Source organism: Streptomyces sp. NPDC001513, assembly GCF_042894695.1.
GTDB lineage: Bacteria > Actinomycetota > Actinomycetes > Streptomycetales > Streptomycetaceae > Streptomyces.
Genome location: NZ_JBIAVU010000002.1, coordinates 590,784 through 617,015 on the forward strand (window position 1 = coordinate 590,784; position 26,232 = coordinate 617,015).

19 protein-coding genes, 1 tRNA gene and 1 pseudogene are annotated in these 26,232 nt (G+C 73.5%); 11 read left to right on the forward strand and 10 right to left on the reverse strand.

All coding sequences use genetic code 11. The features are described from left to right. Positions 1-36: 36 nt before the first annotated feature. Both ACFYZ4_RS06275 and ACFYZ4_RS06280 read left to right on the forward strand, forming a co-directional pair. On the forward strand, positions 37-1,347 hold the full coding sequence (locus tag ACFYZ4_RS06275) for a sensor histidine kinase (RefSeq protein WP_390783207.1): 1,311 nt from the start codon (positions 37-39) through the stop codon (positions 1,345-1,347). Continuing rightward, the gene (locus ACFYZ4_RS06280; RefSeq protein WP_390783208.1) at positions 1,335-1,991 is read left to right on the forward strand and encodes a response regulator; all 657 of its coding nucleotides are present in this window, start codon (positions 1,335-1,337) and stop codon (positions 1,989-1,991) included. Before ACFYZ4_RS06275 ends, ACFYZ4_RS06280 begins: the two co-directional genes overlap by 13 nt. On the opposite strand, the gene ACFYZ4_RS06285 is transcribed toward ACFYZ4_RS06280, so the two are convergent. The 3 genes from ACFYZ4_RS06285 to metG form a co-directional block, all read right to left on the reverse strand. After that, positions 1,988-4,552: a bifunctional serine/threonine protein kinase/MFS transporter gene (locus tag ACFYZ4_RS06285; protein WP_390783209.1), complete on the reverse strand. Its 2,565-nt coding sequence runs from the start codon at positions 4,550-4,552 to the stop codon at positions 1,988-1,990. The genes ACFYZ4_RS06280 and ACFYZ4_RS06285 overlap by 4 nt on opposite strands. Before the next feature lie 40 nt (positions 4,553-4,592). Next, positions 4,593-5,807, reverse strand: a complete 1,215-nt coding sequence (locus ACFYZ4_RS06290) for a glycosyltransferase 87 family protein (RefSeq protein WP_390783210.1) — start codon at positions 5,805-5,807, stop codon at positions 4,593-4,595. 151 nt (positions 5,808-5,958) lie between these two features. Beyond that, positions 5,959-7,674 carry a methionine--tRNA ligase gene (metG, locus tag ACFYZ4_RS06295; RefSeq protein ID WP_351291955.1) on the reverse strand — a complete coding sequence of 572 codons (1,716 nt, stop codon included), beginning with the start codon at positions 7,672-7,674 and terminating at the stop codon, positions 5,959-5,961. A 485-nt stretch (positions 7,675-8,159) separates the two neighbouring features. On the opposite strand from metG, the gene ACFYZ4_RS06300 reads away from it, so the two are divergent. Further along, positions 8,160-8,708: a sigma-70 family RNA polymerase sigma factor gene (locus tag ACFYZ4_RS06300; protein ID WP_390783211.1), complete on the forward strand. Its 549-nt coding sequence runs from the start codon at positions 8,160-8,162 to the stop codon at positions 8,706-8,708. 836 nt (positions 8,709-9,544) lie between these two features. Beyond that, positions 9,545-10,264: pseudogene (locus tag ACFYZ4_RS06305) on the forward strand (IclR family transcriptional regulator C-terminal domain-containing protein); the annotation flags it as partial. Between the two features lie 382 nt (positions 10,265-10,646). Here the strand turns inward: ACFYZ4_RS06305 and ACFYZ4_RS06310 are convergent. Continuing rightward, positions 10,647-10,731: transfer RNA gene (locus tag ACFYZ4_RS06310), tRNA-Leu, on the reverse strand. Positions 10,732-10,989: 258 nt separating this feature from the next. Between ACFYZ4_RS06310 and ACFYZ4_RS06315 the strand changes: the two genes are divergently transcribed. After that, positions 10,990-12,192, forward strand: coding sequence for a low temperature requirement protein A (locus ACFYZ4_RS06315; protein ID WP_390783212.1), 1,203 nt, complete (start codon positions 10,990-10,992; stop codon positions 12,190-12,192). On the opposite strand, the gene ACFYZ4_RS06320 is transcribed toward ACFYZ4_RS06315, so the two are convergent. Continuing rightward, the gene (locus tag ACFYZ4_RS06320) at positions 12,179-13,120 is read right to left on the reverse strand and encodes a beta-ketoacyl-ACP synthase III (RefSeq protein WP_351291963.1); all 942 of its coding nucleotides are present in this window, start codon (positions 13,118-13,120) and stop codon (positions 12,179-12,181) included. The genes ACFYZ4_RS06315 and ACFYZ4_RS06320 overlap by 14 nt on opposite strands. 207 nt (positions 13,121-13,327) lie before the next feature. Between ACFYZ4_RS06320 and fdhD the strand changes: the two genes are divergently transcribed. Then, positions 13,328-14,155, forward strand: a complete 828-nt coding sequence (fdhD, locus tag ACFYZ4_RS06325) for a formate dehydrogenase accessory sulfurtransferase FdhD (protein WP_390783213.1) — start codon at positions 13,328-13,330, stop codon at positions 14,153-14,155. Here fdhD and ACFYZ4_RS06330 read toward each other — a convergent pair. From ACFYZ4_RS06330 to ACFYZ4_RS06345, 4 genes are all read right to left on the reverse strand, one after another. Further along, a complete protein-coding gene (locus ACFYZ4_RS06330) occupies positions 14,145-14,618 on the reverse strand; it encodes a hypothetical protein (RefSeq protein ID WP_390783214.1) in 474 nt (157 codons plus the stop codon). The two genes, fdhD and ACFYZ4_RS06330, sit on opposite strands and share 11 nt — an antisense overlap. A 1-nt stretch (position 14,619) precedes the next feature. Continuing rightward, entirely contained in the window at positions 14,620-15,051 is a 432-nt protein-coding gene (locus ACFYZ4_RS06335; RefSeq protein ID WP_351291969.1) for a (2Fe-2S) ferredoxin domain-containing protein, read from the reverse strand. 9 nt (positions 15,052-15,060) lie between these two features. Beyond that, the gene (locus ACFYZ4_RS06340; RefSeq protein WP_390783215.1) at positions 15,061-16,101 is read right to left on the reverse strand and encodes a bile acid:sodium symporter family protein; all 1,041 of its coding nucleotides are present in this window, start codon (positions 16,099-16,101) and stop codon (positions 15,061-15,063) included. A gap of 148 nt (positions 16,102-16,249) precedes the next feature. Beyond that, positions 16,250-17,389, reverse strand: a complete 1,140-nt coding sequence (locus ACFYZ4_RS06345; protein ID WP_390783216.1) for an oxidoreductase — start codon at positions 17,387-17,389, stop codon at positions 16,250-16,252. Between the two features lie 146 nt (positions 17,390-17,535). Between ACFYZ4_RS06345 and ACFYZ4_RS06350 the strand changes: the two genes are divergently transcribed. Both ACFYZ4_RS06350 and ACFYZ4_RS06355 read left to right on the forward strand, forming a co-directional pair. Further along, the gene (locus tag ACFYZ4_RS06350; RefSeq protein WP_351291975.1) at positions 17,536-18,387 is read left to right on the forward strand and encodes a LysR substrate-binding domain-containing protein; all 852 of its coding nucleotides are present in this window, start codon (positions 17,536-17,538) and stop codon (positions 18,385-18,387) included. Positions 18,388-18,571: 184 nt separating this feature from the next. Then, positions 18,572-20,395: an AMP-dependent synthetase/ligase gene (locus tag ACFYZ4_RS06355; protein ID WP_390783217.1), complete on the forward strand. Its 1,824-nt coding sequence runs from the start codon at positions 18,572-18,574 to the stop codon at positions 20,393-20,395. 54 nt (positions 20,396-20,449) lie between these two features. Here the strand turns inward: ACFYZ4_RS06355 and ACFYZ4_RS06360 are convergent, their stop codons facing one another. Then, positions 20,450-21,073, reverse strand: coding sequence for a DUF308 domain-containing protein (locus tag ACFYZ4_RS06360; protein ID WP_351291979.1), 624 nt, complete (start codon positions 21,071-21,073; stop codon positions 20,450-20,452). 342 nt (positions 21,074-21,415) lie between these two features. Here ACFYZ4_RS06360 and ACFYZ4_RS06365 point away from each other — a divergent pair, with 342 nt between their 5' ends. The 3 genes from ACFYZ4_RS06365 to ACFYZ4_RS06375 are packed head-to-tail and all read left to right on the forward strand — an operon-like array spanning position 21,416 to position 26,223. Then, complete coding sequence (locus ACFYZ4_RS06365; protein WP_390783218.1) at positions 21,416-22,684, forward strand: ABC transporter substrate-binding protein; 1,269 nt, start codon at positions 21,416-21,418, stop codon at positions 22,682-22,684. A gap of 9 nt (positions 22,685-22,693) precedes the next feature. Beyond that, entirely contained in the window at positions 22,694-25,456 is a 2,763-nt protein-coding gene (locus ACFYZ4_RS06370; protein ID WP_390783219.1) for an ATP-binding cassette domain-containing protein, read from the forward strand. After that, positions 25,453-26,223 (forward strand): ABC transporter ATP-binding protein, encoded by a 771-nt coding sequence (locus ACFYZ4_RS06375; protein ID WP_390783220.1) that lies wholly within the window; start codon positions 25,453-25,455, stop codon positions 26,221-26,223. The genes ACFYZ4_RS06370 and ACFYZ4_RS06375 overlap by 4 nt, the downstream gene beginning before the upstream one ends. The last annotated feature ends 9 nt before the right edge of the window (positions 26,224-26,232 follow it).

The window sequence follows — 26,232 nt, forward strand, 5'->3', positions numbered from 1 at the left end:
GCCAGGGTCCCGGCGGCGCGCCTAGACTGGGGACACATGTCCCTCTCCCTCCCCCTCCTCGAAGCGGCGGCCGGGCCGCCGGTCGCCGTCCGGGCGGCCCTGCGCAGGCCGTTGCGGTTCCTGGGCTCGTGGTGGCCCTGGCGGTGCTGGGCGTACGTGGGCAGCGGATTCCTCATCGGCTATCCGGTGCTGGTCGTCCTGGGACTGCTCGTCGGGCTCGGGGTGGTGCTCGCTGCGGCCGGGATCGGGCTGCTGCTCCTGCTCTGCGCGGTCGTCGCCGGGGTGCCGCTGGGGACGCTGGAGCGGTGGCGGCTGCGGTGCGTGGAGCCCGTGCCCGTGGCGGATCCGCACGCCTCGCTCGCCGGGGCCGGGCCGGCGGCCTGGCTGCGGACGAGGCTGCGCGAGCGGGCCACCTGGCGGGAGTTCGGGTACGCCGCGCTGCTCGGGCCGGTCTTCGGGGCGGCCGGGTTCCTGGTGATCACGCTGGTGGCGTTCTCCCTGATCCTCGTCGCGACCCCGGTCACCGTCCGGGCCATCGCCCCCGACCAGGTGATGCTGATCCCCGGCCGGCCCGTCTCCGGGCCGCTGGAGGCCCTGGGCGGCACGGCGGCCGGACTGGTCGGGCTGGTGGTGGCGGCGTACGCGGCCGCCCTGCTCGCGGGAGCCCAGGTCACGACCGTACGCCGGCTGCTCGGGCCGCGCGAGGAGGCCGACCGGGTCCTGGAGCTCACCCGCTCCCGGGTCCGGCTCGTCGAGGCCTTCGAAGCCGAACGGCGCCGCATCGAGCGGGACCTGCACGACGGCGCCCAGCAGCAGCTGGTCGCCCTCAGCATGACCCTGGGCCTCGCCGAACTGGAGCTGCGCGGGCTGCCGGAGGCCGCCGGGGCCGCCGAGCTGGTGGCCCGGGGCCGCGGCGAGGCGAAGGTGGCCCTGGAGCAACTGCGCGACCTCGTACGGGGCATCCACCCGCAGGTGCTCACCGACCACGGGCTCGCGGCGGCCGTGGCCGAGGTGGCCCTGCGCCATCCCGTGCCGGTCACCGTGGACCTGGACCTGCCCCGGCTGCCCGAACCGGTTGAGATCACGGCGTACTTCACGGTCACCGAGGCCCTCACGAACGCGGCCAAGCACAGCGGTGCCTCGCGGATCGCGGTCGCGGGTAGGGTCGAGGGCGACCGGCTCACCCTCTCCGTCACCGACGACGGCCGCGGCGGCGCCGATCCCGGCGCGGGGGCGGGACTGGCGGGACTCGCGGACAGGGTGGCGATGTTGAAGGGCAGGCTGGTGGTGTCCAGTCCGGTGGGCGGGCCGACCGAACTGCGCGTGGAGGTCCCGTGCTCAGGCTGATCCTCGCCGAGGACTCCGTACTGCTGCGCGCCGGGCTCACGGAGCTCCTCACCCGCGGCGGCCACCGGGTCCTCGCCGCCGTCGGCAGCGCCGAGGAGCTCGTACGGGCGGTGGCGGCGGAGCGGCCGGACGCCGTCGTCACCGATGTCCGGATGCCGCCCGGCTTCCGCGACGAGGGCCTGCGGGCCGCGCTCGAACTCCGCTCCCGGGACGCGTCGTTGCCCGTGCTCGTACTGTCCCAGTACGTGGCCACGGCCTACGCCACCCAGTTGTTCACCGGCGCCTCGGCGGCCGGGCTGGGCTACCTCCTCAAGGACCGCGTCGGCGAGGTGTCCGAGTTCCTCGACGCCCTTCGGCGGGTCGCCGACGGCCAGACCGTCATCGACCCGGAGGTGGTACGGGTCCTGCTCGGCCGGCAGTCCGAGGACCGGCCGCTGGCGCGGCTGACCCCGCGCGAGCGCGAGGTGCTGACCCTGATGGCCTCGGGCCTCAACAACCAGGCCTTGGCCGCACGGCTGTTCATCACCGAGGCCGCCGTGGTCAAGCACGCGTCCAGCATCTTCACGAAGCTCGACCTGGACGCCACCGAGGGCAACCGCCGTGTCCTCGCGGTCCTGGCCCACCTGGCGGGCCAGGAAGCCTAGGCAGTGTCCCGCCGCGGGGCCCCGGTCCTGATCAGCAGGGCGGCCGGCAGGGCCGCGAGGAGGAGGACGCCGACCGCGCACCACAGGGTGGTCGTGTAGGAGTCCAGCATCCGGGCGAACAGGTCGGTGTCGTCCGAGACCCGGTCCAGGTGGCTCAGCAGGACGGTGCCGAGCACGGCCCCGCCGATCGACTGCCCCAGGTGGTGGGCCGCGCCGAGGGCCGCCGAGGTCCCGCCGGCGTGCTGCGGGGACACCCCGGCGGTCGCGACGGCGTAGAGCGGGACGAGGGCCAGGCCCAGGCCTACGCCGGTGATCAGCATGCCGGGCAGCACCCCCGTCGCGTAGGTGGCGGCGCCCCCCACACCGGCCAGCAGGGCCAGCCCGAGGGCCGTGACCACCAGGCCCGGCAGGATGAGGGCGCGCGGTGCGAGGCGGGGCAGCAGGCGGGCGGAGACCTGGGTGGCGGTCACGAGGGCGGCGGCGACCAGGGGCAGGTGGGCCGCCCCTGACGCCGGTCCCTCGCCGCGGATCTGCTGGGCGAAGAAGCCCAGGGCCGGGAGGAGGGCGACGGTGGCGGCGCCGGTGAAGAGGAGGGCCAGGAGGGCGGCGAGGCGGCTCCGGTCGGCGAGGACGTACGCCGGGAGCAGCGGGCCGGATGCTCTGGTCTGCCGCCGCAGGAAGGCGGCGAGCAGCGCGACGCCGCCCACGAGCAGCAACAGGCTCAGAGGGGTCCGGCCGACCGTCTCCACCGCGGCGAGGCCGTAGGTCAAGGCGGCGAGTCCCGACGATCCGAGGAGCACTCCGGGTCCGTCGAACCGGGCACCGGTACGGCCCGGACGGTCGGGCAGCAGGGTGAGCGCGCCGATCAGGGCGAGCACCGCGAAGGGAACGACCGACCACAGGGCCCAGCGCCACGCCAGGATCTCGGCGAGCCACCCGCCCGTTAGCACGCCGAGCGCACCGCCGCCCGCGGCGACCGCCGCGTAGATCCCGAAGGCCCGGGCGCGTTCCCGGGGTTCGGTGAAGCCGGTGGCCACCAAGGACAGCGCCGCCGGGACGAGCAGGGCGGCGAAGGCGCCTTGCAGGGCGCGGGAGGTGATCAGCAGCCCGGCGCCGTCGGCCGCGCCGCCGAGCGCGGCGGCCACCGCGAAGCCGATCAGGCCGGTCACCAGCATCCGCCGGGCCCCGAGCAGGTCGGCGAGGTGCCCGCCGAGCAACAGCAGTCCGCCGAGGGCGACCAGGTAGGCGGTGAAGGCCGGGCCGATGCCGTCGCCGCTGATGCCGAAATCGGAGTGCATCTGCGCCCCCAGCAGGTTGAACTGTGCCGCTTCGACCAGCACCAGCAGCTGCGTCAGGGCGAGGACAGCGAGGCCCCACCACCGCCTGGGGTGCGGGGGCGCGGCGGCGGACGGGTCGCCGGGGGCGGGGCCCGGGGGCGGGCCGAAGCCGTCCGCGGGGCCGAAGTGGCCGGGGGCCGTGGGGGCGTAGGCGGGCGGTGTCCCGTACGGGGAGGCGTCCCGCCGGGACTGCTCCGGTACGAGGCGGGGGTCCGGCGCCCCGGCGGGCGTGCCCCCGGTCGGGGCCTCGCCGCCGGCTCCGGCTGCGGCCCCGGCTCCGGCTCCGGCTCCGGCTCCGGCTCCGGCTCCGGCTCCGGCAGGAGACGCCGGGGCGTAGTCCAGCAGCTGTGCGGCATGCCGCCCCAGTTGGGCCAGCACCGTACCCGGGAGCCATTCCCCGGGTGCGTCCGCCGCCGTGCGCGCCGCCACCTCCTCGGGGGTGGGCCGCCGGGCCGGGTCCTTGTGCAGGCACGCGCCGACGAGGTCGACCAGCGACTCCGGTACGCCGGTCAGGTCCGCCTCCTCCTCGGCGATCCGGAAGAGATGGGCGTTCAGACCGGTGTCGGTGGCGCCGAAGAGCATGCGCCCCGTGGCGGCGTACACGAGGACCGCGCCGAGGCAGAAGACGTCGCTGGCGGGGGTCAGTTCGAGTCCGCGCACCTGTTCCGGCGACATGAACCCCGGCGAGCCGATCAGCATGCCGGTGCGGGTGTGCAGGCTGTCACCGGTCAGGCTGTCCATCGCCCGCGCGATGCCGAAGTCGATGACGCGGGGCCCGTCGACGGTGACGAGCACGTTGGACGGCTTCAGGTCGCGGTGGATCAGGCCCGCGTCGTGCACGGCCCGCAGCGCGAGGGCGAGCCGGTTGGCGAGGGTCCGCACCGAGTCCTCGGGCAACGGCCCGAACTGCCGGGCGACCACGGTCTGCAGGTCGGGCCCCGGGATGTACTGGGTCGCCACCCAGGGCACGGCGGCCTCGGTGTCGGCATCGAGCACCGCCGCCGTCCAGCTGCCGCCCACCCGGCGCGCGGCGGCCACCTCACGGGCGAACCTCCTGCGGAATTCGGGGTTCCCGGCGAACTCCGCCTGGACCACCTTCACGGCGACGGTACGGCCGCCCTCGGAGCGGCCCAGGTAGACCAGGCCCATGCCGCCCGCGCCCAGCCGGGCGATCAAGCGGTACGGTCCTATACGGGTCGGGTCTTCGGCGATCAGCTGATCCACGGACGGAAGGATAGTGCAACTATCCAATGGGTGGGGGCCGTCAGGCGAAATGCCCTCCCGCCCGATCGTTGCGCGCTGTGGGCCGCCCGTCCGACGGCCGGAGCCGCGACGAGCCCGTGACGACGCGGGAGACGCCCGGGACCGTCACCGTGCGGGACCACAGGGCCAGCAGCACCGGGAGCGCCAGGTAGCCGAAGCGGCCGGCGGGGGCCAGCAGGAAGGCCGTGGTGAGGCCGATCGCGAGGCGGTCAGCCGCCGCGACCAGGGTGCGCGGGGGCCGGACCAGCAGCGAGAGGGCCACGGCCAAGCCGCCCAGCATGAGCAGAGCCACCGTCAGGTACCAGCCCCAGGAGCCGAGTTCGGCGAGGAGATGACCGGGGAGCGGGCTGCCGGCCGGGGTCGGGACCTCCGCGCGCCCGGTGGGGAAGGCGAACACCTGCCGCCACACCTCGCCCGGCTGGAGCAGCGCACCCGGCAGCACCAGCAGGGCCGTGCCGCCGGCCGCCACCAGCGCGCAGCGCACCGCGGGCCGCCGGCCCCGGCAGACGGCGAGCAGGGCCACCGCCACCGCGACCGCGGGCAGCGCGGTCCACTTCAGCGCGCACGCCCCGGCGAGGGCCGCGCCCGCCGGCAGGGGCCGGCCCGCCGCCGCCGCGGCGAGCGCCAGGCAGCACAGCCCGGCCAGCGGCAGGTCCACCCCGCTGACGGCCAGGGGCAGCGCCACCACGGGCGAGGCCACGAGCACGGGGAGCAGCGGGGACCTGGCCGCGCCGAGCAGCCGCCGCCCGGCCCACAGGCTGCCGAACAGGGCCGCCGCGCACCAGATCCGGGCGTCGCCCAGCAGCCGGACGGCCCAGCCGTCCCCGCCGCCGAGCAGCGCCCGCGGGAGGCCGAGCAGGGCCATGCCGGGCAGGTACGGCGTGTACTCCTCCACGGCCGCGGGCCCCTCCACGTAGAGCCGGCCGGACTCCAGGAGGAGCCGCCCGGACCGTTCGATGACCCTCACTTCCGACTGTCCCTGGCCGGTGAGGACCAGCCACAGCAGCGGCACGGCGACGGCGCCGAGCAGTGCGGCGGCGAGGGCGGCGCGGCGGCGGCCCAAGGCGGTGGCCGCGGCGGCGGCGAGGTAGCCGCACGCCGCGCACCAGCCCCACAGCCGGTGGGGTTCCAGCGGGGACAGGAGCGGAAAGGACAGCGCCCAGGCGGCCGCGAGCAGCCAGCCCGCGGTCCGACGGGCGGTACGGGAAAGGGTCATGGCCCCATTCCAGCCGCGCGGCCCCCACCGGGTCTGCACGCCCAGGTGGACACTTCACGGTGGGGTTTTCCCTACCGTTGCCGCCCGGCGGGCACGCGAAAGGGGCGCGACCCCGGAAGGTCGCGCCCCTCATGTGGCGGTCACCGCAGGCTCAGGCCTCCGGGGAACCGCCGAAACGCTCGCGGTAGGACTCCAGGTCCTCCTCGGTGACCCGGGCGAAGAGCACCGGCGGCACGGTGAACGGCGTACCGGCCGGGACCGCGTCCAGCGCCTTGGCCTGCTCCGGGGTGATCCAGGTGACCGTGTCGTCGGCGAGCGCGAAGGAGGAGCGCATGGCGCGCGCCGAGGCCGGGATGAACGGCTCGGAGACGACCGAGTAGAGGTGGATGAGGTTCATGGCGGTGCGCAGGGTGAGCGCCGCACCGTCGAGGTCGGTCTTGACCTCCAGCCAGGGGGCCTTCTCGTCCAGGTAGGCGTTGCCGGCCGACCACAGGGCGCGCAGCGCGGCCGCCGCCTTGCGGTACTGGAGCGACTCCATGTGGCCCTCGTACTCGGCCAGGAGCTCGGCGATCTGCTCGCCCAGCTTGGCCTCGACCTCGCCGGCGGGGCTGCCGGCGGGGACCTCGTCGCCGAACTTCTTGCGGGAGAAGGTCAGTACGCGGTTGACGAAGTTGCCGAGGGTGCCGCCGAGGTCCTTGTTGACCGTGGCGGCGAAGTGCTCCCACGTGAACGAGGAGTCGTCGGACTCGGGCGCGTTGGCGATGAGGAAGTAGCGCCAGAAGTCGGCCGGGAGGATCTCCAGGGCCTGGTCGGTGAAGACGCCGCGCTTCTGCGAGGTGGAGAACTTGCCACCGTAGTACGTCAGCCAGTTGAAGGCCTTGACGTAGTCGACCTTCTTCCACGGCTCGCGCGTGGCCAGTTCGGTGGCGGGGAACATCACCGTGTGGAACGGGACGTTGTCCTTGGCCATGAACTGCGTGTAGCGGACGTCCTCGGCCTCGTACCACCACGACTTGTAGTCGCGGTTCGCCGGGTCCAGGTCCGACCACTCCTTGGTGGACCCGATGTATTCGATCGGGGCGTCGAACCAGACGTAGAAGACCTTGCCGTCGGCGGCCAGCTCAGGCCAGGTGTCGGCCGGGACCGGGACGCCCCAGTCGAGGTCACGGGTGATGGCGCGGTCGTGCAGGCCCTCGGTCAGCCACTTGCGGGCGATGGAGGAGGCGAGCTGCGGCCACTCCTCCTCGTGCTCGGAGACCCAGGCCTCGACCTCGTGCTGGAGCTTGGACTGCAGGAGGAAGAGGTGCTTGGTCTCGCGGACCTCCAGCTCGGTGGAGCCGGAGATGGCCGAGCGGGGCTCGATCAGGTCCGTGGGGTCCAGGACGCGGGTGCAGTTCTCGCACTGGTCGCCGCGGGCCTTGTCGTAGCCGCAGTGCGGGCAGGTGCCCTCGACGTAGCGGTCCGGCAGGAAGCGGCCGTCGACCGGCGAGTAGACCTGCCGGATCGCGCGCTCCTCGATGAAGCCGTTCTCCTGGAGCCTGCGCGCGAAGTGCTGGGTGATCTCGCGGTTCTGCGCGGAGGAGCTGCGGCCGAAGTAGTCGAAGGACAGCTCGAAGCCGTCGTAGACCGCCTTCTGGGCGTCGTGGGCCTGCGCGCAGAACTCGGCGACCGAGATGCCGGCTTCCTTGGCGGCGAGTTCGGCGGGGGTGCCGTGCTCGTCGGTGGCGCAGATGTAGAGGACGTCGTGGCCGCGCTGGCGGAGGTACCGGGAGTACACATCCGCCGGAAGCATCGACCCGACCATGTTGCCCAGGTGCTTGATCCCGTTGATGTACGGAAGCGCGCTGGTGATCAGGTGTCGAGCCATCCTCGGATGCTCCATTTCCTCTGTGCGGTACCACGTGACGTGACGGAATGTGAGTGCGGTTCATCGTATCGAACCGCCGAAAGGCCACGCGCCGCATTTGTTCATGGGGGACATAACGCAAAAGCGAGGGCAGTGACCTCTCCGTCACGGCCCTCGCGATCGGGCCCATGGTACAGGCGGACCGCCGGGCACCGGACCGCCGGACCGCGGTGCACCGGACCGCCGGCCACCGGACCGGCGATCGGGCGGCACCGGCAGGAGGCATATGCATACGTGCTGGCTGGAGCCTCGCGCGATCGACATCGATCACGAGTCGATCATCGCCGACGCAATGCTTCCAGCTTTCTTCTCTGCGCCCTCCGAGTGCGCCCGCGCTGCTTTCCTGTTCTGCGCACAGGGGATGAGGTGGAGCGGTGAACGATGGCGGACCGGAGGAGTCCGGTGGGGCCGTGGGACTACCGAGCCGGCGTCGGCGGCCGACTCCCATGAGTCAGTGGCCCCCGACGGCGCGCCTGTCGTACTGGGCCTTCCACGCCAACCGGCGGCCCGCGTACATGCGCTTCGCGTATCTGCAGCTGGGTACCGACGCGGCGGCGGAGGAGGCGGTGGACGCCGCCTTCGACTCGATCATGGGCGAATGGCTCCGGATGCTGCACATGGACCGCCTCGACGCCTACGCGTGGACCGTGCTCAAGCACTGCCTGGTCGACCGGCAGCGCCGGCGCCACCCCTGGCAGCAGCAGCCCGAACCGACGGACATCAGCGCCTTCGAGGCCGCCCTCAAGGAGGCCCACGCCGACCAGTACGAGGTGCTGACCGACACCATCCGCTTCTACTCCGCCGTCTCCCGGCTGGCCGAGCGGCAGCGCGACGCCGTACTCCTGCGGTACGGACTCCAGTGCACCCCCGGTGAGGCGGCCGACGTGATGGGCGTCGACGAGCCCACCGTCCGCTCCTACCTCGGCCAGGCCCACCGGCGGCTCGCGCGCCTCCTCGACACGTCCGCCGAATCAGCCGAATCAGCCGAATCATGAAGCGGTACGAACCCCAGGAGCGGCAGTACGGCGACGGAACCCCCCGCTCGCTCGCCGAGTTCCTCGCCCGGGCGGGCGTCCGCGACCGCTACCGGCACTACGACCTCGGCGCGGCCGAGGCCCGGCTGCTGCGGGCGACACCGCACGGCCCGGTCCCCGGACACCGGGCCCGGCGCCGGTCCGCCTACGGCTGGAGCGACCCGGCCCGGGACTGCCCGCTCGACGCCGAACGGGCCCGGCGCGACCTCAAGGCCGTCTGCCTGGCCGCCGTGTGCGCGCCGAGGGCCGCGGCGCACCTCGACTCCTTCCGCACCGGCGGGCACACCGACCTGGCCGGCGCGGTGGTCTTCGGCTGCCTGCTGTACCTCGCCGGGCTGCGCGAAGGCTCGCGCTTCTGGTGGCAGTTCGCGGCCGGTTCCGGGAGCCCGCCGACCGCCGCCGCCGCGTACTGCCTCTTCCTCGACCACTCCCGGCGCGGTGAGCACCACGACGCCCGGCACTGGGCGCGCGAGCTGGGCCGCCGCGGCTTCCGGCCGGGCGGCCGGCGGGACCTGCGCGAGGTCCGGCTGTGCGCGCAGGCGGCCGTGCTGCGCTACGTCGACCAGTTCGAGGACCCCGACCTGGGCCCGGTGCCGCTGCCGCGGCCCGGGCTGTCCGGGGTGCTGGCCGCTTTCCTCGCGCCGCCCGTCTCCGTGGCGGCGACAGCGCCGGCGACGCCACCGGCGACCGCCCCGGCACCGGTGGCCACGGTCCGGCCGGCCGCCGGGCCGCTGCGCCACCCGGCACTGACGGCGGCGGCCCGCGGGACCGTCGTCCAGGGCGGGACGAGCGAGGCGCTGGCGGAGGCCCGCCGCGCGCTGGCCGTCGTACGCGTCCTGGAACAGCACCCGTTCGGGGTCCGCGCCGCCCAGCTCGCACGGGAGTCGGGCCTCGCCGAGGGGGAACTGCGCCCGATCCTGTCGATGTTGTGCGAGGAGGAGTACGCGTACCGCCCGGGCGCGGGGGTGTTCGGGCGCGGGCCCGCCCTGGACCGGCTCGCCGCCCCCGGCGGGCACGGCCTGGCCGGCCAGCTCCAGCGCACCCTTGCCCTGGCCCGGGACAGCGCGGGCGCCGCGGTGTACCTCGGCCGGTACGCCGAGGGCGAGGTCCGGATCACGCAGATGGCGGACGGGCCCGCGACCCCGCCGGTGCGGGAGTGGGTCGACTTCCGGGCGGCCGCGCACGCCAGCGCGGTCGGCAAGTGCCTGCTGACCCAGCTCGACCACGACCGCCGCGCCGACCACGTGGCCCGGCACCGGACCGCCCGGCTCACTCCGCGGACGATCACCGACAGCAGGGTGCTGTTCAGCGCCCTGGACGCGGTCGCCCCGGGCGCGCCGGTCTTCGACCTGCTCGAATACTCCCCGGGTGTCGTCTGTTCGGCGGTCCCGATCGCCACCGGCGACGCGGCGGGGAGCCTCGCGCTCTCCTTGCCCGCGACCCATGCCCACCGGCTGCCCGAGGCCACCGCGGCCCTGCGCCGCAAGGCCGTCCCGGTCCTCCTGGCCCTGCTCCTGACCGGCGCGATCCCCCCGGAGGCGACGGCCGCCGCCCCGGCCCCCGCGGACGCCCCCGCCGCGGAGCACCCGGCCCGGGCCCTGCCGATGAGGGCCCCGGTCACCCCGGAGACCCTCCGTCACCTGCGCCGCCTCTTCCGTACCCCGCTCACCGGAGTCACGGCGCTCCCGGGCGGCCCCCACCTGGTCAGCGACACCACGGCCGCGGCGGCCTACCTCTTCGACGCCGCCCCGGCCGGCGACCAGCCGCCCCGCCTGTCCCTGCCCCACACCTTCACGTCGGTCGCCCCGGGCAGTCTGACCACCCCGACGGGCCTGGTGGTCCTGAGCACCTGAAGGGCAAAAAAGAAGAACCCCACACGATGTGTGGGGTTCTTTCTTGTGTCCGAGGGGGGACTTGAACCCCCACGCCCGATAAAGGGCACTAGCACCTCAAGCTAGCGCGTCTGCCATTCCGCCACCCGGACCAGGTGGTCGGCCCCGGTTTCCCGCGGCGACATGGACAACAATAGCAAAGGATCGGCGGGGTTCCGACCACTTATCCGCGCGGTGGGCGTCCGCCACGCCGGGCTGACCTGCACGCATGCACCGATGGCCGTAGCGAGACGGGATGTCTCGCCGAGGTGGGGCACCGGCGCCGCGGGACTTCAGAATGCCGATTCCGCTGGACACGGGGGGAGACCGGGCGGTCGGATGGCTGCGCACACATCCGGGGGGAGCCGCGCATGGAATCCGAGCACCGCGTCAGCACGCTGGAGCTGTTCTTCGACCTCGTCTTCGTCTTCACCATCACGCAGTTGACGGTGCTGCTGGCGGACGACCTGACCCTGCGGGGCGCGGGACAGGTGGTGCTGATCTTCACCGTGCTGTTCTGGATGTACGGGGGCTACGCGCACCTGACGAACCAGGTGCCGCCGGACCGGACCGTCCGGCGGGTCCTGCTCATGCTGGCCATGGGGGCGTTCCTGGTGTGCGCGCTGGCCGTGCCCACCGCGTTCGGGGCGGGCGGCGTGGCCTTCGGCCTCGGCTACCTGCTGGCCGTACTGGTCCACAGCGCGCTGTACACGCAGGCGCACGGGCGCGGGGTGCTGTGGTTCGCGCTGCCCAACGCGCTGTGCGCGCTGTCGGTGACGGCGGCCGGGTTCTTCGACGGTGCGCCGGCCTGGGGGCTGTGGCTGCTGGCGCTGCTGCTGCAGTTCGCGACGCCGGTGGTGGTGCAGCGGGTCGCGGCGAGCGGGTCGGCGGAGGCCGAGGCGCGGGCCGAGGCCGAGACGGAGGCGCCCGGGCAGACGGTCGGCGATCAGCTCGGCGGGATGAACGCGGCGCACCTGGTGGAGCGGCACGGCCTGCTGCTGATCATCGTCTTCGGCGAGTCCGTGATCGCGATCGGCATCGGGGTGGGCTCGCTGCCCCTGTCCCTCGGGATCGCCGGGGGCGCCTTCCTGGCCCTGGCGGTCGCGTCCGCGATGTGGTGGATGTACTTCGTCCGCGACGAGGGCCGGGCCGAGAGGGTCTTCGAGCGGACTCCGCCGGAGCGGCGTTTCAAGCTGGCGATGGTCGCGTACTACTACGCCTTCCTGCCCATGCTCCTGGGCATCGCCGTCTTCGCGGCGGGCGTGAAGAAGACCATCGGGCACCTGGGTGAGCACCTGCACACCGGCCCGGCGGTCGCGCTGGCCGGCGGGGTCGCCCTGTTCCTGGCCGGTGACCTGGCCTTCCGGGCGGCGCTGGGGATCGGGCCGGCCCGTTACCGCGCGGCGGCCCTGGTGCTGGCGCTCGCCACCGTCCCCGTGGGCATGGGCTGGGCGGGCGCGGGGCAGCTGGTGGCCCTGGCGTTCGTCCTGGTCGGCGCGCTGGCCGCCGAGGGCGCCCGCTCCCCCGCCGGGCCGGCGGAGGGAGCGGCCGCGGAAGCCGTCACGGGCAGCTGATGACCTGGCCCGCGTAGGAGAGGTTGCCGCCGAAGCCGAACAGGAGCACCGGGGCGCCGGTGGGGATCTCGCCGCGCTGGACCAGCTTGGACAGGGCCATCGGGATGCTGGCGGCCGAGGTGTTGCCGGAGTCGACGACATCGCGGGCGACGACGGCGTTGACGGCGCCGATCTTGGCGGCGAGCGGCTCGATGATCCGCAGGTTCGCCTGGTGCAGGACGACCGCGGCCAGGTCCTCCGGGGTGATTCCGGCCTTCTCGCACACCTTGCGGGCGAGCGGCGGGAGCTGGCTGGTGGTCCAGCGGTAGACGGACTGGCCCTCCTGGGCGAAGACCGGCGGCGAGCCCTCGATCCGGACCGCGTTGCCCATCTCCGGGACCGAACCCCACAGCACCGGGCCGATGCCCGGCTCCTCGCAGGCCTCGACGACGGCCGCGCCGGCGCCGTCGCCGGTCAGCACGCAGGTGGTGCGGTCGCTCCAGTCGGTGATCTCGGTCATCTTGTCGGCGCCGATGACCAGGGCGCGCGTGGCGGAGCCGGCGCGGATGGCGTGGTCGGCGGTGGCCAGGGCGTGGGTGAAGCCCGAGCAGACGACGTTGATGTCCATCACGGCTGGGCCGCCGCCCATGCCCAGCTTGGCGGCGACGCGCGCGGCCATGTTGGGCGAACGGTCGATCGCGGTGGAGGTGGCGACCAGGACGAGGTCGATGTCGTCCGGGGTCAGGCCGGCGCCGGCCAGCGCCTTGCCCGCCGCCTGGTAGGCCAGCTCGTCCACCGGCTCGTCCGGGCCCGCCATGTGGCGGGTGCGGATGCCGACGCGGGACCGGATCCACTCGTCGGTGGTGTCGACCATGGCCGCGAGGTCCTCGTTGGTGAGCACTTTCGCGGGCTGGTAGTGCCCTAGCGCCACCACGCGTGAACCGGTCATGGGCGGGGTCCCCCCTTGGTCGGAAGTCAGGATCACCCAGCTTTGCCTGCTACTGGTGGGTACGGGTGCGCGTGACCCGACAGGATTCCGGCCCCGGATTTTGGAGCTTCCCGAGGATCCACCTGCCGGGGGCGTCGCTGGAAGCGGAACCGGGAGAATGAGCTTGTCGGATACCGGCGAGAAAACAGAAGGGGAGGGCTGATCACCATGGGACGGGTCACCGAACGTCGTCGCGTCGTCCGGATCCGGAACGGCGGGGCGGGCGTCCGCCCGGACACGCTGGTGGCCGAGGAGCCGCTGGAGATACGTCTGAACGGCAAGCCGCTGGCCATCACGATGCGTACGCCGGGCGACGATTTCGCGCTGGCGGTGGGCTTCCTGGTCAGCGAGGGGGTGCTCGCGGCCTCGGCGGACGTGCAGGCCGTCACGTACTGCGAGGGGGCGACCGAGGACGGTTCGAACACCTACAACGTGGTCAACGTGCAGCTGGCCGCCGGGGTCACCGTGCCGGACATCACGCTGGAGCGGAACGTCTACACCACCTCCTCCTGCGGCTTGTGCGGCAAGGCCAGCCTGGACGCGGTCCGTACGGCGACCCGCTTCCCGGGGATCGCCGCCGATCCGGTACGGGTACCCGCGGAGGTCCTCAGCGCGATGCCGGACCGGCTGCGCGCGGCCCAGAAGGTCTTCGACCGTACGGGCGGACTGCACGCGGCCGGGCTGTTCACGGCGCAGGGCGAGCTGCTGGACCTGCGGGAGGACGTGGGCCGGCACAACGCGGTCGACAAGATCGTCGGCCGGGCGTTCCAGGCCGGGCGGCTCCCGCTGACGGGCGCGGTCCTGCTGGTGTCGGGCCGGGCCTCCTTCGAGCTCGTGCAGAAGGCCGTGATGGCGGGCATCCCGGTGCTGGCGGCGGTCTCCGCGCCGTCCTCGCTGGCGGTGGACCTGGCGCTGGAGTCGGGCATGACCCTGGTGGGTTTCCTGCGGGGGCCGGACATGAACATCTACGCGGGCGAGGAGCGGATCACCCTGTAGCGGTCCTGCGGTAGGTCTCGCGGCCCGCACCCCCCTGGCCCTGGAAATGGGCCCGCACATCGCTTCCGTCCCCCGAGGCGCCGCTCTTCCCGGTGCCGTCGAGCGTGAAGTAGTCCCCGCAGTACGGTACCGACGGTCCGTCGAGCGTGAACTTGATGAGGATTCCCGGGTTCTCGTCGGAGATCCAGTCGATGGTCCAGTCGCCCTCGGCGGTGAGCGCGGCCGGCGCCCCGCTCGGGGTGCACTTCCAGCCCGAGGAGTCCGTGAGGCGGGCCCGACCGTCGGCCGTCACCTCGAGCCGGGCTCCGCGGTCGCCCTGCCAGGTCCCGATGACGTCCGCCTCCGTCAGCGGCGGGGAGGACTTGCCGCCCAGCAGGCCGAAGGCCAGGGCCAGCAGCAACAGCAGACCGAACAGCACGCTGAGGACTATGGTCACCGCGCGGGCGAGGTTGTAGTCGCGCATGTCAGCGCCCCCGGCGGCCGCGGCGGCCGGACTGCGGGGCCGGCTTCGGGGTCGGGGGGTCGATGCGGTGGAGGTCCAGGGTGGCCGGGAGCGGGGTCGTGCCCGGGCCGCCCGATTCGGCCCAGGCGATGATCTCGTCGGTCGCGGTGTCGTCCAGGGCCCAGCCGAACCAGGTCGCGCGGGCGCCGCGGCGGCGGGCTTCGGTGGTGGGCTGCACCACGATCACGTTGGCCTGGGCGCAGGGGCCGAGGCACTCGCTCGTACGGACGGCCAGGCGGCCTCCGGAGGCGGCGGCGGCCTCGCGCAGCCGGGCGAGTTGGCCGGCGTGGTCGGAGCCGGGGTTCTTGCGGGGATCGCCGCAGCAGCAGCCGCGGCAGACCACCAGCGTGCAGGGGCGTTCGGCGTGGGCGGCGAGCGGGCGTATCCAGGTCACCACCGCACGCTATCGGGCCTGGCCGGTGGGCTGTTGGGCCGCGGGCGAGACCTCCGCCACACGGTCGGCGGCGGGCTCCTGTTCCGGGTCCTGGGCGCGGCGGCGGGCGATGACCGCGCAGACCATCAGCTGCATCTGGTGGAAGAGCATCAGCGGGAGCACGGCGAGGCCGGCCTGGGCCCCGAACAGCACGCTGGCCATGGGGAGTCCGGCGGCCAGGCTCTTCTTCGACCCGGCGAACTGGATGGCGATGCGGTCCGCGCGGCCGAAGCCGAGGCGTGCCGAGCCGAACCAGGTGACGAGCAGCATGACGGCGAGGAGCACCGCCTCGACCAGCATCAGGGCGCCGAGCCGCGGGATGCTGACCTGGTGCCAGATGCCCGCGGTCACGCCCGCGCTGAAGGCGGCGTAGACGACGATCAGGATCGAGCCGCGGTCGACGTAGCCGAGGACCCGCTTGTTGCGGACGAGGAAGCCGCCGACCCAGCGGCGCAGGGCCTGCCCGAGGAGGAAGGGCAGCAGCAGCTGGAGGGTGATCTTGAGGAGCGAGTCGAGGGAGAAGCCGCCCGCGTGGCTGCCGAGCAGGCCGGCGGCGAGGAGGGGCGTGAGGACGATGCCGGCCAGGCTGGAGAAGGAGCCGGCGCAGATCGCGGCGGGCACGTTGCCGCGGGCGATCGAGGTGAAGGCGACGGAGGACTGCACGGTCGAGGGGACCAGGCAGAGGAAGAGCAGGCCGGTGTAGAGCGGCTGTGTCAGAACTCCGGGCGCGAGGCCGCGGGCGGCGAGGCCGAGGAGCGGGAAGAGCAGGAAGGTGCAGGCGAGCACGGTGAGGTGCAGCCGCCAGTGGCGCAGTCCTTCGAGGGCCTCCCGGGTGGAGAGCCGGGCGCCGTAGAGGAAGAAGAGCAGGGCCACGGCCGCGGTGGAGGCTCCGTCGGCGATCGGGGCCCCGGCACCGCGGGCCGGCAGCAGGGCGGCGAGGCCGACGGTGCCGAGCAGGGCCAGGACGTACGGGTCCAGGGGCAGCCAGGCGGGAAGGTGAGGGCGGCGCATGTGCGGGTGCTCACTTGCTGTCGGGGGGAGTGGCACCCGGGCGGGCGGGCCCGGGCGCGGTGCTCCCTCCATGGTCGACGGTGGGCGGTGATCGGGAAACCCGTACACCGCACTCACTGTCATCACGACCTGCGATGGCAGGCGGGTGTCACCTCTCGTCGGTCGCCGTGGCGGACGCCGGGGGCGGGGCGGGCGCGTCGGTGACGGTGGCACCGGCGGCGGCGCTGGCGATCAGGGCCTCCGCGAGGTTCTCCTTGCGCATCCGCAGGTCGACGTAGAGCAGGGCGTTCACCAGCGAGGGGAAGCCGTACTGGAAGAGCGAGCTGAGCACGCCGCCGATCAGGACGGCGATCCCGTACACGACGATCCCGAAGATGATCTCTTCCGGATCCCCGTTGCCCTCGCTGCCGGCCGCCATGGCGGGGAAGAGCGAGGCCATGCCGACGAAGGCGAACGGCATCTGGATGGCGTAGCCGATGGCGCCGGCCACGATGGAGCCGACCATCGAGATGCCGAACGCGCGCCACCAGCCGCCGCTGACCAGCTGGGCGGAACGCCGCATGGACGCGATCGGGCCGAGGCCCTCGCACACGGCGACGGCGGGCGCGAGGCTGAACCGTGTCATGAGCCAGACCGCGACGGGCATGTAGAGGAAGACGCCCGGGATCAGCAGGGCGAGGGCGGCCGGCGGACCGGAGTCGTCGGCGGACATGACGATCAGCGGGATGCAGACCGCGTAGAGGACGAGGATCGGCCCGCCCACGATCAGTCCCGTGAGCAGCAGGGTTCCGAGCACGGACGGCATCCGGGACCAGCTGCGGCTCCACATCGCGACGAAGGTCGTGGGCCGGCCGACCACGGCCTCCTGCACCACCGCGGGACACAGGGCGGCGATCATCGCCGCTCCCATTGCCACCACGACCAGCAGGAGCACAACGGCCGGCACGAAGGACAGGAACAGGGCCGCCACGTCCGCGCCGTCGGGGTCTTCGCCCGGCAGGAGGTCGAAGACCGGGCCGAACCGGTCCTGCGCGATGGCGACGGTGGCGCCGATCGCGGCGACCATGATCATGATTCCGATGGCCTGTACCGCGAGCATGACGCCGATCAGCGGCTTCGCGTACCGGCGCAAGGAGGTGAAGGCACCGTTGAGTATCTCGCCCACGGCGAGCGGGTGCAGGGGTATGACGCCGGGCTTGGGGGGCGGCGGGAACGGCGGCGGCCAGCTCCCTCCCCACTGCGGATTCGGCTGTCCCGGGTACGGTCCCGGCCCCGTGGTGTACGACATCAGTTGTCCCCCTCGAAATGAAGGGACACGGTAACCCGCAACGGCGCGGTACGAAGCAGCAGCCCCCTGCCCCGTGGACCGCTCGTGCGCAGGTCAACGGCCACGACGACGGCCGTCGTACGCCGGAAGGGCCTAGCATCGGCGGTGTGTACGACCCGGTCCAGCTGCGTACGTTCCTCACGGTGGCCCAGACGCTCAGCTTCACGCAGGCCGCGGGGCGGCTCGGCGTGGGGCAGTCCACGGTCAGCCAGCACGTGCGGCGGTTGGAGGAGGCGACGGGACGGCCGCTGTTCGTCCGGGACACGCACAGCGTGGAGCTGACGGAGGACGGCGAGGCGCTGCTCGGCTTCGCGCGGACGATCCTGGAGGCGCACGAGCGGGCGGCGGCCTTCTTCGCGGGGACGCGGCTGCGGGGGCGGCTTCGGTTCGGGGCCTCGGAGGACTTCGTGCTGACGCGGCTTCCGGAGATCCTGGAGGGCTTCCGGCACGAGCATCCCGAGGTGGATCTGGAGCTGTCGGTGGAGCTGTCGGGGACGCTGCACGAGCGGCTGGACGCCGGGCGGCTGGACCTGGTGCTGGCGAAGCGGCGCGGGCCGGACGACGAGCGGGGCCGCCTGGTGTGGCGGGACCGGATGGTGTGGATCGGCGCGGAGGGGCTGCGGGTTGACCCGGAGCGCCCCGTTCCGCTGATCGTCTTCCCGCCGCCGGGCATCACCCGGGCCCGCGCGCTGGAGGTGCTGGAGCGCGAGGGCCGGGCCTGGCGGATCGCGTGTACGAGCGGCAGCCTGAGCGGTCTGATCGCGGCGGCCCGGGCCGGGCTGGGCGTGATGGCGCACACCCGCGGGCTGATCCCGCCGGGCCTGGTGCGGGTCGGCGGGCTGCCAGAGCTCGGGCCGGTGGAGTTCGCGCTGCTCCGCGGGCCGCGCGCCTCCGCCGCGGCCGAGGCGCTGGCGGCGGCCGTGCTCTCCGGCGCGGACCGGCTCAGCCGCGCCGGCTGACCCGCCCGCGCCGCCGGGAGCCGGGAGCCGCGGCGCCGGGAGCCGCCGCCGGAGCCCCGACGCCGCACGTCAGAGGCATGGGAGGGCCGTTCGCTGGGGAGGTCTTGTGGAGGAATCCGTTTGCTGATCAACGCCCCTTGACCGTGAGGTACGTTCACCGCGGCGCGCGGAGAGGAGCGGGGCCTTGCGCGAGATCACCGTCCCACCGGTCGTCACGGGCGCGCCCGTCGGCGGCCTCGCCGACGTCGTCTTCCGGTACGCCCACGAGGAGCCCGACCGGGTGGTGCTCGGCCGCAAGACGGACGGTGTCTGGCGGGACGTGACCTCCGGGGAGCTGGCCGCCGAGGTGCTGGCGCTCGCCAAGGGGCTGCTGGCCCAGGGCGTGCGGTTCGGGGACCGGGTCGCCGTCATGTCCCGTACCCGGTACGAGTGGACCCTCTTCGACTTCGCCCTGTGGGCGATCGGCGCCCAGCCCGTCCCCGTCTATCCGACGTCCTCCGCCGATCAGGTGCACTGGATCCTGTACGACACCGACTGCACGGCCTGCGTGGTCGAGGACGAGAACCAGGCCATGACGGTGGGTTCGGTCGTCGACCGGCTCCCCCGCCTGCAACGGCTGTGGCAGCTCGACACGGGGGCCGTGGCCGACCTCGTCGCGGACGGCCGCGGGGTCGCCGAGGACGTCGTGCACCGCCATCGCCGCGCGGTGACGCCGGACGCGACGGCCACGGTCATCTACACCTCCGGCACCACCGGCCGCCCCAAGGGGTGCGTGCTGACGCACGCCAACTTCATGTACGAGGCGGACACCATGGTGGCCCGCTGGGAGTCCGTGTTCCAGGGCCGGCAGGGCGAGCAGCCGTCCACCCTGCTCTTCCTGCCGCTGGCCCACGTCTTCGGACGGATGGTGGAGGTGGCCGCCGTACGGGCGCGGGTCAAGCTCGGCCACCAGCCCGTGCTGGCGGCGGCCGAGCTGCTGCCCGACCTGGCCGCCTTCCGGCCGACCTTCGTGCTCGGGGTCCCGTACGTCTTCGAGAAGGTCTTCGCGGCCGCCCGCCGCAAGGCGGAGGCGGAGGGGCGTTCCGGCCCCTTCGACCGAGCGGTGGAGACGGCCGTGCGGTACGCGGAGGCACGCGAGCGGAAGGCGTTCGGCATCGGGCCGGGGCCCTCGGCGGGGCTGCGGATGGAGCACCAGCTCTTCGAGAAGCTCGTCTACGGGAAGGTCCGCGAGGCGATGGGCGGCCGGGTGCGGTACGCCATGTCGGGCGGGTCGGCGATGTCGCGCCGCCTCGGGCTGTTCTTCGACGGCGCCGGGATCACGGTGTTCGAGGGGTACGGCCTGACGGAGTCGTCCGCGGCGGCCACCGCGAACCCGCCGGGCGCGACGAAGTACGGCACGGTGGGCCGGCCGATCCCGGGCTGCACGGTGCACATCGCGGACGACGGGGAGGTGTGGCTGCACGGTGACCACATATTCTCCGGGTACCTCAACGACCCGCGCGCCACGGAGGCGGTGCTGCGGGGCGGCTGGCTGGCGACCGGGGACCTGGGGCGGCTGGACGAGAGCGGCTACCTCACGATCACCGGCCGCAAGAAGGACATCCTGGTGACCTCCAACGGCAAGAGCGTCGCGCCGGCCGCGCTGGAGGAGCGGGTCCGTTCGCATCCGCTGGTGTCGCAGTGCGTGCTGGTGGGCAACGACCGGCCGTACATCGCGGCCCTGCTCACGCTGGACATGGACGGGATCGCGCACTGGCTGTCGATGCGCGGCCGGCCGCAGCTGCCGGCCCCGGACCTGGTGAACGACCCCGAGCTGACGGCGGAGGTCCGCCGGGCGGTGGTGGCCGCGAACACCCTGGTGTCGCAGGCGGAGGCGATCCGTACGTTCCGGGTGCTGGGCGAGCAGTTCACGGAGGAGCGGGGGCTGCTGACGCCCTCGCTGAAGCTGAAGCGCCGGGCGATCGAGAAGGCGTACGCCAAGGAGGTCGCGGCGCTCTACGCGTCCTGAGTCTCCTTGGGTCCCGGGGCCCTCCCCCGGCGCACGGCACCCGGCGCCCGGCGGTCACCCCGGACGGGTCGTCGGCTGGGGCGTGATCCGGCGGGTGGCCGAGCGCAGGGCGAAGGCCATCACCACTTCGAACACGCCGAGCAGGACGAGCCACAGGCCGAGCAGCCGCGTCAGGGCGACCGCGGAGTCCACCGGGAAGCAGAGCACGACGATTCCGGCGACGACGCCGAGGGCGCCGAGGCCGAAGGTCAGGCCGCGGTGCAGGATCGCGCGGTCGGCGATGGCGACGTATGCCGTGAGCACTCCGGTCATCAGCCAGAACACCCCGACGATCAGGGACAGCGCGCCGATCGTCTGCATCGGATGCCGCAGCACCAGGACGCCGGCCAGGAACGCCAGCAGGGCGATGAGGACGCCGGCCAGTCTGCTGCTGCCCCCGTCACTGCTGTGGGAGAAGGCCGAGACGAAGCGGAAGCCGCCCGCCACCAGCAGCTGCAGACCGATGATCACGGCCAGGATGTGCAGCGTCTCGTCGGGCCAGACGAGCACCAGGATGCCCGGGATCAGGGTCGCGAGGGCGAAGCCGAGTGCCCAGTGCCACGAGTTTCCGAGCTGCCCGAGGACGTCCTCGGGGTCGCTCTGTGCGTGCCGCGGCGCCGCGTCGGAGGGTACGGTCATCACGCCTCCAGGGACAGCCGGACGGCACGCGGGGGTACCACGAGCCGCCGGACATGCTTTTTACCTTTCCGATCCACTTTAGTCGGATATGAAAGGTTCTGCCGTGCCGAATGCGGGCCCGCACGCCAAGGCCGGGGACGGGGCGGAGCGCCTCGCCGGCACGCCTCGGTCGCGATCGCCCCTTCGCCACAGTCACCGCAGGTCCGGCCGCCTTCCCGGCCACCCTTCACCGCACCCCTCCACCAAAACTGACGGTCCGTCATTTCTCTTTGCCGTAAATATTGACGGTGCGTCAGCTCGCGCACAGAATGCGGGGATTCCGACCGGAGGGGATCCCCCGACATGTTGCGACCGATCCGCACCCTGGCCGCCGCGGCGGCGGCCCTCGCGCTCGTCTCCGCCTGCAACTCCGCCTCCACGAACGGCACCGGCCCGGGCAAGCCCGGCGACGGCCCCGGGAACTCCCGCGGGGTCACCGCCGACTCGATCAAGGTCGGCGGCATCGTCTCGATGACCAGCGCCAGCGGCTACAGCAAGAAGGACACCGACCTCGGCGCCAAGGCCCGCTACCTGAGGGCCAACGCCGAGGGAGGCGTCAACGGCCGCAAGATCGACTACCTGGGCGCGGAGGACGACGGCCAGGACCCGGCGAAGAACCTGGCGGCCGCCCGCAAACTCGTGCAGCAGGACAAGGTCTTCGCCGTCTCCCCCATGAGCTCGGTGACCTTCTCCGGAGCCGACTTCCTGGAGCAGGAGAAGGTCCCCACCTTCGGCTGGGGCACCCTGCCCTCCTTCTGCGGGCCCAAGTACATCTACGGGTTCAACGGCTGCCTGGTCCCCACCCCCGGCGGCACCCTGAACCAGACCTGGCCCGAGGGCATCGCCCGGATCCTCGGCGGGGCACAGGGCAAGTCGGTCGCCGTCATCGCCAACGACAGCGACGCCGGGAAGTTCGGCATCCGGACCTTCCAGCAGGGCTTCACCAGCGCCGGGTTCACGGTCTCCTACGCCAAGGCCTCCGTGCCCGCCACCGCCGTCCCGAGCGACTGGTCCGCGTACGTGAAGGAGATCCTGGAGAGCAACGGCGGCAAGGCCCCGGACGCCGTGGTCTCCGTGATGCAGACCCCCAACAACATCGGGCTGTTCACCGCGCTCAAGCGCGGCGGGTACAAGGGGCTGCTCTCCGACCCGACCGACTACGACCCGGGCCTGCTCGCCAAGGACGCCACGAAGCAGGCGCTCGACGGGGTGCACGTCCTGCTGCAGTTCCAGCCGTTCGAGTCCACGGACCCGAAGATGGCGCAGTTCAAGGCCGACATCAAGGCCGCCGCGGGCGGCCAGGACGTCCCGCTGAACATGCACATGCTCACCGGTTACATGTCGGCCGACCTGTTCGTGTCCATCGCGCAGAAGGCGGGCAAGGACCTCACCGTCGAGTCCTTCCAGAGCGCCGCGCAGGGCTTCTCCGACACCGGCACGCTGGTCGGCGACCGCGCGGAGCCCAAGGGGCAGAAGGACAGCTTCGGCTGCGGGGCGCTCGTACAGCTGAAGAACGGCGCGTACGAGGTCTCCGTCCCGTTCAAGTGCCACGAGCCCATCCCCTTCAAGTAGGGCTGCGGCATGGGAGATCTGCTCGTCTTCGTACTGAGCGGTCTGGTCTCCGGCGCCCTGTACGCACTGCTCGCCACCGGGCTGGTGCTGTCGTACTCGGCGTCCGGGCTGTTCAACTTCGCGCACGGGGCCACCGCCTACCTGTGCGCGCTCACCTTCTACGAGCTGCACTCGGGCCTGGGCTGGCCGGCGGTCCCGGCGGCGCTGCTGGTGGTGTTCGTCCTGGCCCCCGGTCTCGGCTGGGGGCTGGACCGGCTGATGTTCCGGCGGCTCGCGCGGGTCGGCGAGACGGCCCAGATCGTGGCGACCATCGGTCTGCTGGTGGCACTGCCGGCCGCCGGGCTGTGGGCCGTGGACCTGCTGGCGGAGGCGGGCGCGCCGGTGAAGCCGGCGGAGAACCAGTTCGGGCTGCCGGGGGTGGGGCCGAGCCCCGCCCGGTCCTGGCAGCTCGCGGAGGGCGTCGGCATCGACTCCGACCAGCTGATCACCTGGGTGGCGACGGCGCTGGTCGCGGTGGCCCTGTGGGCGCTGATGCGGCACACCCGCCTCGGGCTGCAGCTGCGGGCCGCCGTCGACAACCGCTCGCTGACCGAGCTGCGCGGGATCAGCGCCGACCGGCTGTCGTCGGTGGCGTGGATGATCGCGTCGGGGCTGGCCGGGCTGGCGGGGGTCCTGGCGACGCCGCTGCTGGGGCTGTCGGCGCACGACTTCACGCTGTTCCTGTTCGTATCGGCGACGGCGGCGGTCATCGGGCGGTTCGCGTCCGTGCCGCTCGCCTTCGCGGGCGGGCTGGGGCTGGGGGTCCTGCAGAACCTGGTGGCCGGGTACGCGTCCTTCGCCGAGGGCATCACGGGCTTCCGTACGGCGGTGCCCTTCCTGATCCTGTTCGGCGGGCTGCTGGTGCTGACCCGCAGGGCCCGGACGGCGGGGGTCGCGGCCGTGGACGCGCGGCCCGTCGACCATCTGGCGGGAGCCTCGTGGGGGCGGCGGTGGGGAGTGTGGGCGGCGGGCGGCGGGCTGTTGTGCGTGGCGTTCTACACCGTGACCACACCCTTCTGGAGCGGCCTGCTCGCACAGGGGCTGGCCATCGCGCTGGTGTTCATGTCCTTCACGGTGGTGACCGGGCTCGGGGCGATGGTGTCCCTGGCCCAGGGCACCTTCGTGACCGGGGCGGCGCTCGTCGCCGGGCTGCTCATGAGCCGGGGCTGGCCGTTCGTGGCCGCGCTGGCGGTGGGCACGTGCGTGGCCGCCCTGCTGGGGGCGCTGGTCGCGCTGCCGGCGCTGCGGCTCGGGGGCAGGTCCCTGGCCCTGGCCACGCTGGCGCTGGCGTTCCTCGCCGACCAGGTCCTCTTCCAGCTGAGGTGGCTGCGCAACGGCGACTCCGGGTGGTCGGTCCCGCGGCCGGTGTTCGGGCCGGTGGACCTGTCCGACGACCGGGCGCTGGGCGTGGCCCTGGTGGTGCTGGTCGCGGCGGTCGCCGCCGGGCTGAGCGCGCTGCGGAACTCCCCGTCGGGGCGGGCGATGCTGGCCGTACGGTCGGCCCCGGCGGCGGCCGTGGCCTCGGGGGTGTCCGTGCTGCGGACGAAGCTGCTGCTGTTCACCCTGTCGGCGGGGCTGGCCGGGTTCGGGGGCGTGATGTACGCCTCGTACAACACCCGCATCACGGCGACGGACTTCACGGCGCTGACGGGGCTGGTGTGGCTGGCGGTGGTGGTGGCGGCGGGTGTGCGGAGGCCGCAGTACGCGGTGGTGGCGGGGCTCGTGTTCGCGGTTGCTCCGCGGGTGCTGGCCGATTACGTGACGGCGTCGGCCCATCTGCCGGTGATCCTGTTCGGCTTGGCGGGGTTGGCCTTGGCCAACGATCCCGACGGGTATTGCGCGGCCGTGCCGGTCCGCTTGGCGAAGCGGCGGGCGGTGGGCCCTGCGGGCGGCTCGTCCCCCACCCCGCCCCTTCCCGAAACCGGGGCTCCGCCCCGGACCCCGTCGGGGGCTCCGCCCCCGCGCCCCCGCGCCTCAAACGCCGGGGCTGGTTCTTCAGCGGGGCGGAGCCCCGAAGGGCCCGCGGGGGCTGCGCTCGCGCTGCGCGGGATCACCGCCGGGTACGACGGGGGGCTCGTGCTGCACGGGGTCGACCTGGAAGTCCGCAAGGGGGAGATCCTCGCCGTGCTCGGGCCCAACGGGGCCGGGAAGAGCACCGCGTGCCGGGTGGCGGCCGGGCTGCTGCCGGTCACCGGCGGCGCGGTGTTCGTCCGCGGGCGGGACGCCACCCGCGACGGCCCCGTGCGGCGGTCGCGGGCCGGGGTGCTGCTCGCCCCCGAGGGCCGGGGGATCTTCCCCGCGCTCACCATCGAGGAGAACCTGGCCCTGTACCTCACGGAGGCGGCGGCCCGCGCCGCCGTGTACGCGCGCTTCCCCCGGCTCGCGGAGCGCCGCGCCGTGCCCGCCGGGGCGCTGTCCGGCGGGGAGCAGCAGCTGCTGGCCCTGGCACCGCTGCTCCAGCGGCCGCCCGAGGTGCTGATCGCCGACGAGCCCTCGCTCGGGCTCGCCCCGCGCGTGGTGGAAGAGGTGTACGCGCTGCTCACCGAGTTGCGGGACGCGGGGACCGCGCTGCTCCTGGTCGAGGAGAAGGCCGCCGGGATCCTCGGGATCGCCGACACCGTGGCCTACCTCTCCCAGGGCCGGGTCTCCTGGTGCGGCCCCCGCGCCGAGGTGGAGGCGGACCGGCTCACCGAGGCCTACCTGGGCATGGGGACGAGCGGGGTGGGGACATGAGCGGCTACGTGCTGGAGGCCAGTGGGGTCAGCGTCCGCTTCGGCGGGGTCAAGGCGCTGACCGGGGTGGACCTCGGGATCCGGGCGGGCGAGGTGTGCGGGCTGATCGGGCCGAACGGCGCCGGGAAGACCACGCTCTTCGACGTCCTGTCCGGGATCCGCCGGCCCGACCAGGGGCAGATGCTGCTGGACGGGACGGACATCACCCGGCGCTCCCCCGTCTGGCGGGCGCGGCACGGAATGCGCCGGACCTTCCAGCGCCAGCAGTTGTTCGGGCAGCTCAGCGTGGCCGACAACGTGCTGGTGGCGCAGGAGTGGCGGGGCGGCGGGGGCGGGCTGGCCGCCGATCTCCTCGCCCTGCCGGCCCGGCGGGCCCGGGAGCTGGCCCGCCGGGCCCGCGGCGAGCGGGTGCTGGCCGACTGCGGGATCGGCGCGCTCGGGGCCTCGTACGCCGGCGGGCTGCCCGTCGGACAGGCCCGGATGGTCGAACTGGCCCGTGCGGTGGCCGATCCGCCGCGGGTGCTGCTCCTGGACGAGCCCGCGTCCGGGATGTCTGCGCCCGAGCGCGAGCAGCTGGCCGGGGTCGTCCGGCGGCTGGCGGCCGAGGAGGGCTGTGCGGTGCTGCTGGTCGAGCACAACGTGGCCTTCGTGATGGACCTCTGCACGCGGGTGGTCGTACTGGACCTCGGGACGGTGCTGGCGGAGGGGACGGCGGCCGAGGTGCGGGCGAACCCGCTCGTGCGGGAGGCCTATCTGGGCGCTGCGTGAGGGCCGTCC

What these genes read in the sequence shown, in the direction of transcription:
- ACFYZ4_RS06360 (WP_351291979.1), bottom strand. Translation starts at nt 21,073, where the DNA reads ATGACCGTACCCTCCGACGCGGCGCCGCGGCACGCACAGAGCGACCCC.
- ACFYZ4_RS06290 (WP_390783210.1), bottom strand. Translation starts at nt 5,807, where the DNA reads ATGACCCTTTCCCGTACCGCCCGTCGGACCGCGGGCTGGCTGCTCGCG.
- fdhD (WP_390783213.1), top strand. Translation starts at nt 13,328, where the DNA reads ATGGGACGGGTCACCGAACGTCGTCGCGTCGTCCGGATCCGGAACGGC.
- ACFYZ4_RS06375 (WP_390783220.1), top strand. Translation starts at nt 25,453, where the DNA reads ATGAGCGGCTACGTGCTGGAGGCCAGTGGGGTCAGCGTCCGCTTCGGC.
- metG (WP_351291955.1), bottom strand. Translation starts at nt 7,674, where the DNA reads ATGGCTCGACACCTGATCACCAGCGCGCTTCCGTACATCAACGGGATC.
- ACFYZ4_RS06315 (WP_390783212.1), top strand. Translation starts at nt 10,990, where the DNA reads ATGGAATCCGAGCACCGCGTCAGCACGCTGGAGCTGTTCTTCGACCTC.
- ACFYZ4_RS06345 (WP_390783216.1), bottom strand. Translation starts at nt 17,389, where the DNA reads ATGTCGTACACCACGGGGCCGGGACCGTACCCGGGACAGCCGAATCCG.
- ACFYZ4_RS06320 (WP_351291963.1), bottom strand. Translation starts at nt 13,120, where the DNA reads ATGACCGGTTCACGCGTGGTGGCGCTAGGGCACTACCAGCCCGCGAAA.
- ACFYZ4_RS06330 (WP_390783214.1), bottom strand. Translation starts at nt 14,618, where the DNA reads ATGCGCGACTACAACCTCGCCCGCGCGGTGACCATAGTCCTCAGCGTG.
- ACFYZ4_RS06340 (WP_390783215.1), bottom strand. Translation starts at nt 16,101, where the DNA reads ATGCGCCGCCCTCACCTTCCCGCCTGGCTGCCCCTGGACCCGTACGTC.
- ACFYZ4_RS06365 (WP_390783218.1), top strand. Translation starts at nt 21,416, where the DNA reads ATGTTGCGACCGATCCGCACCCTGGCCGCCGCGGCGGCGGCCCTCGCG.
- ACFYZ4_RS06275 (WP_390783207.1), top strand. Translation starts at nt 37, where the DNA reads ATGTCCCTCTCCCTCCCCCTCCTCGAAGCGGCGGCCGGGCCGCCGGTC.
- ACFYZ4_RS06300 (WP_390783211.1), top strand. Translation starts at nt 8,160, where the DNA reads ATGAGTCAGTGGCCCCCGACGGCGCGCCTGTCGTACTGGGCCTTCCAC.
- ACFYZ4_RS06370 (WP_390783219.1), top strand. Translation starts at nt 22,694, where the DNA reads ATGGGAGATCTGCTCGTCTTCGTACTGAGCGGTCTGGTCTCCGGCGCC.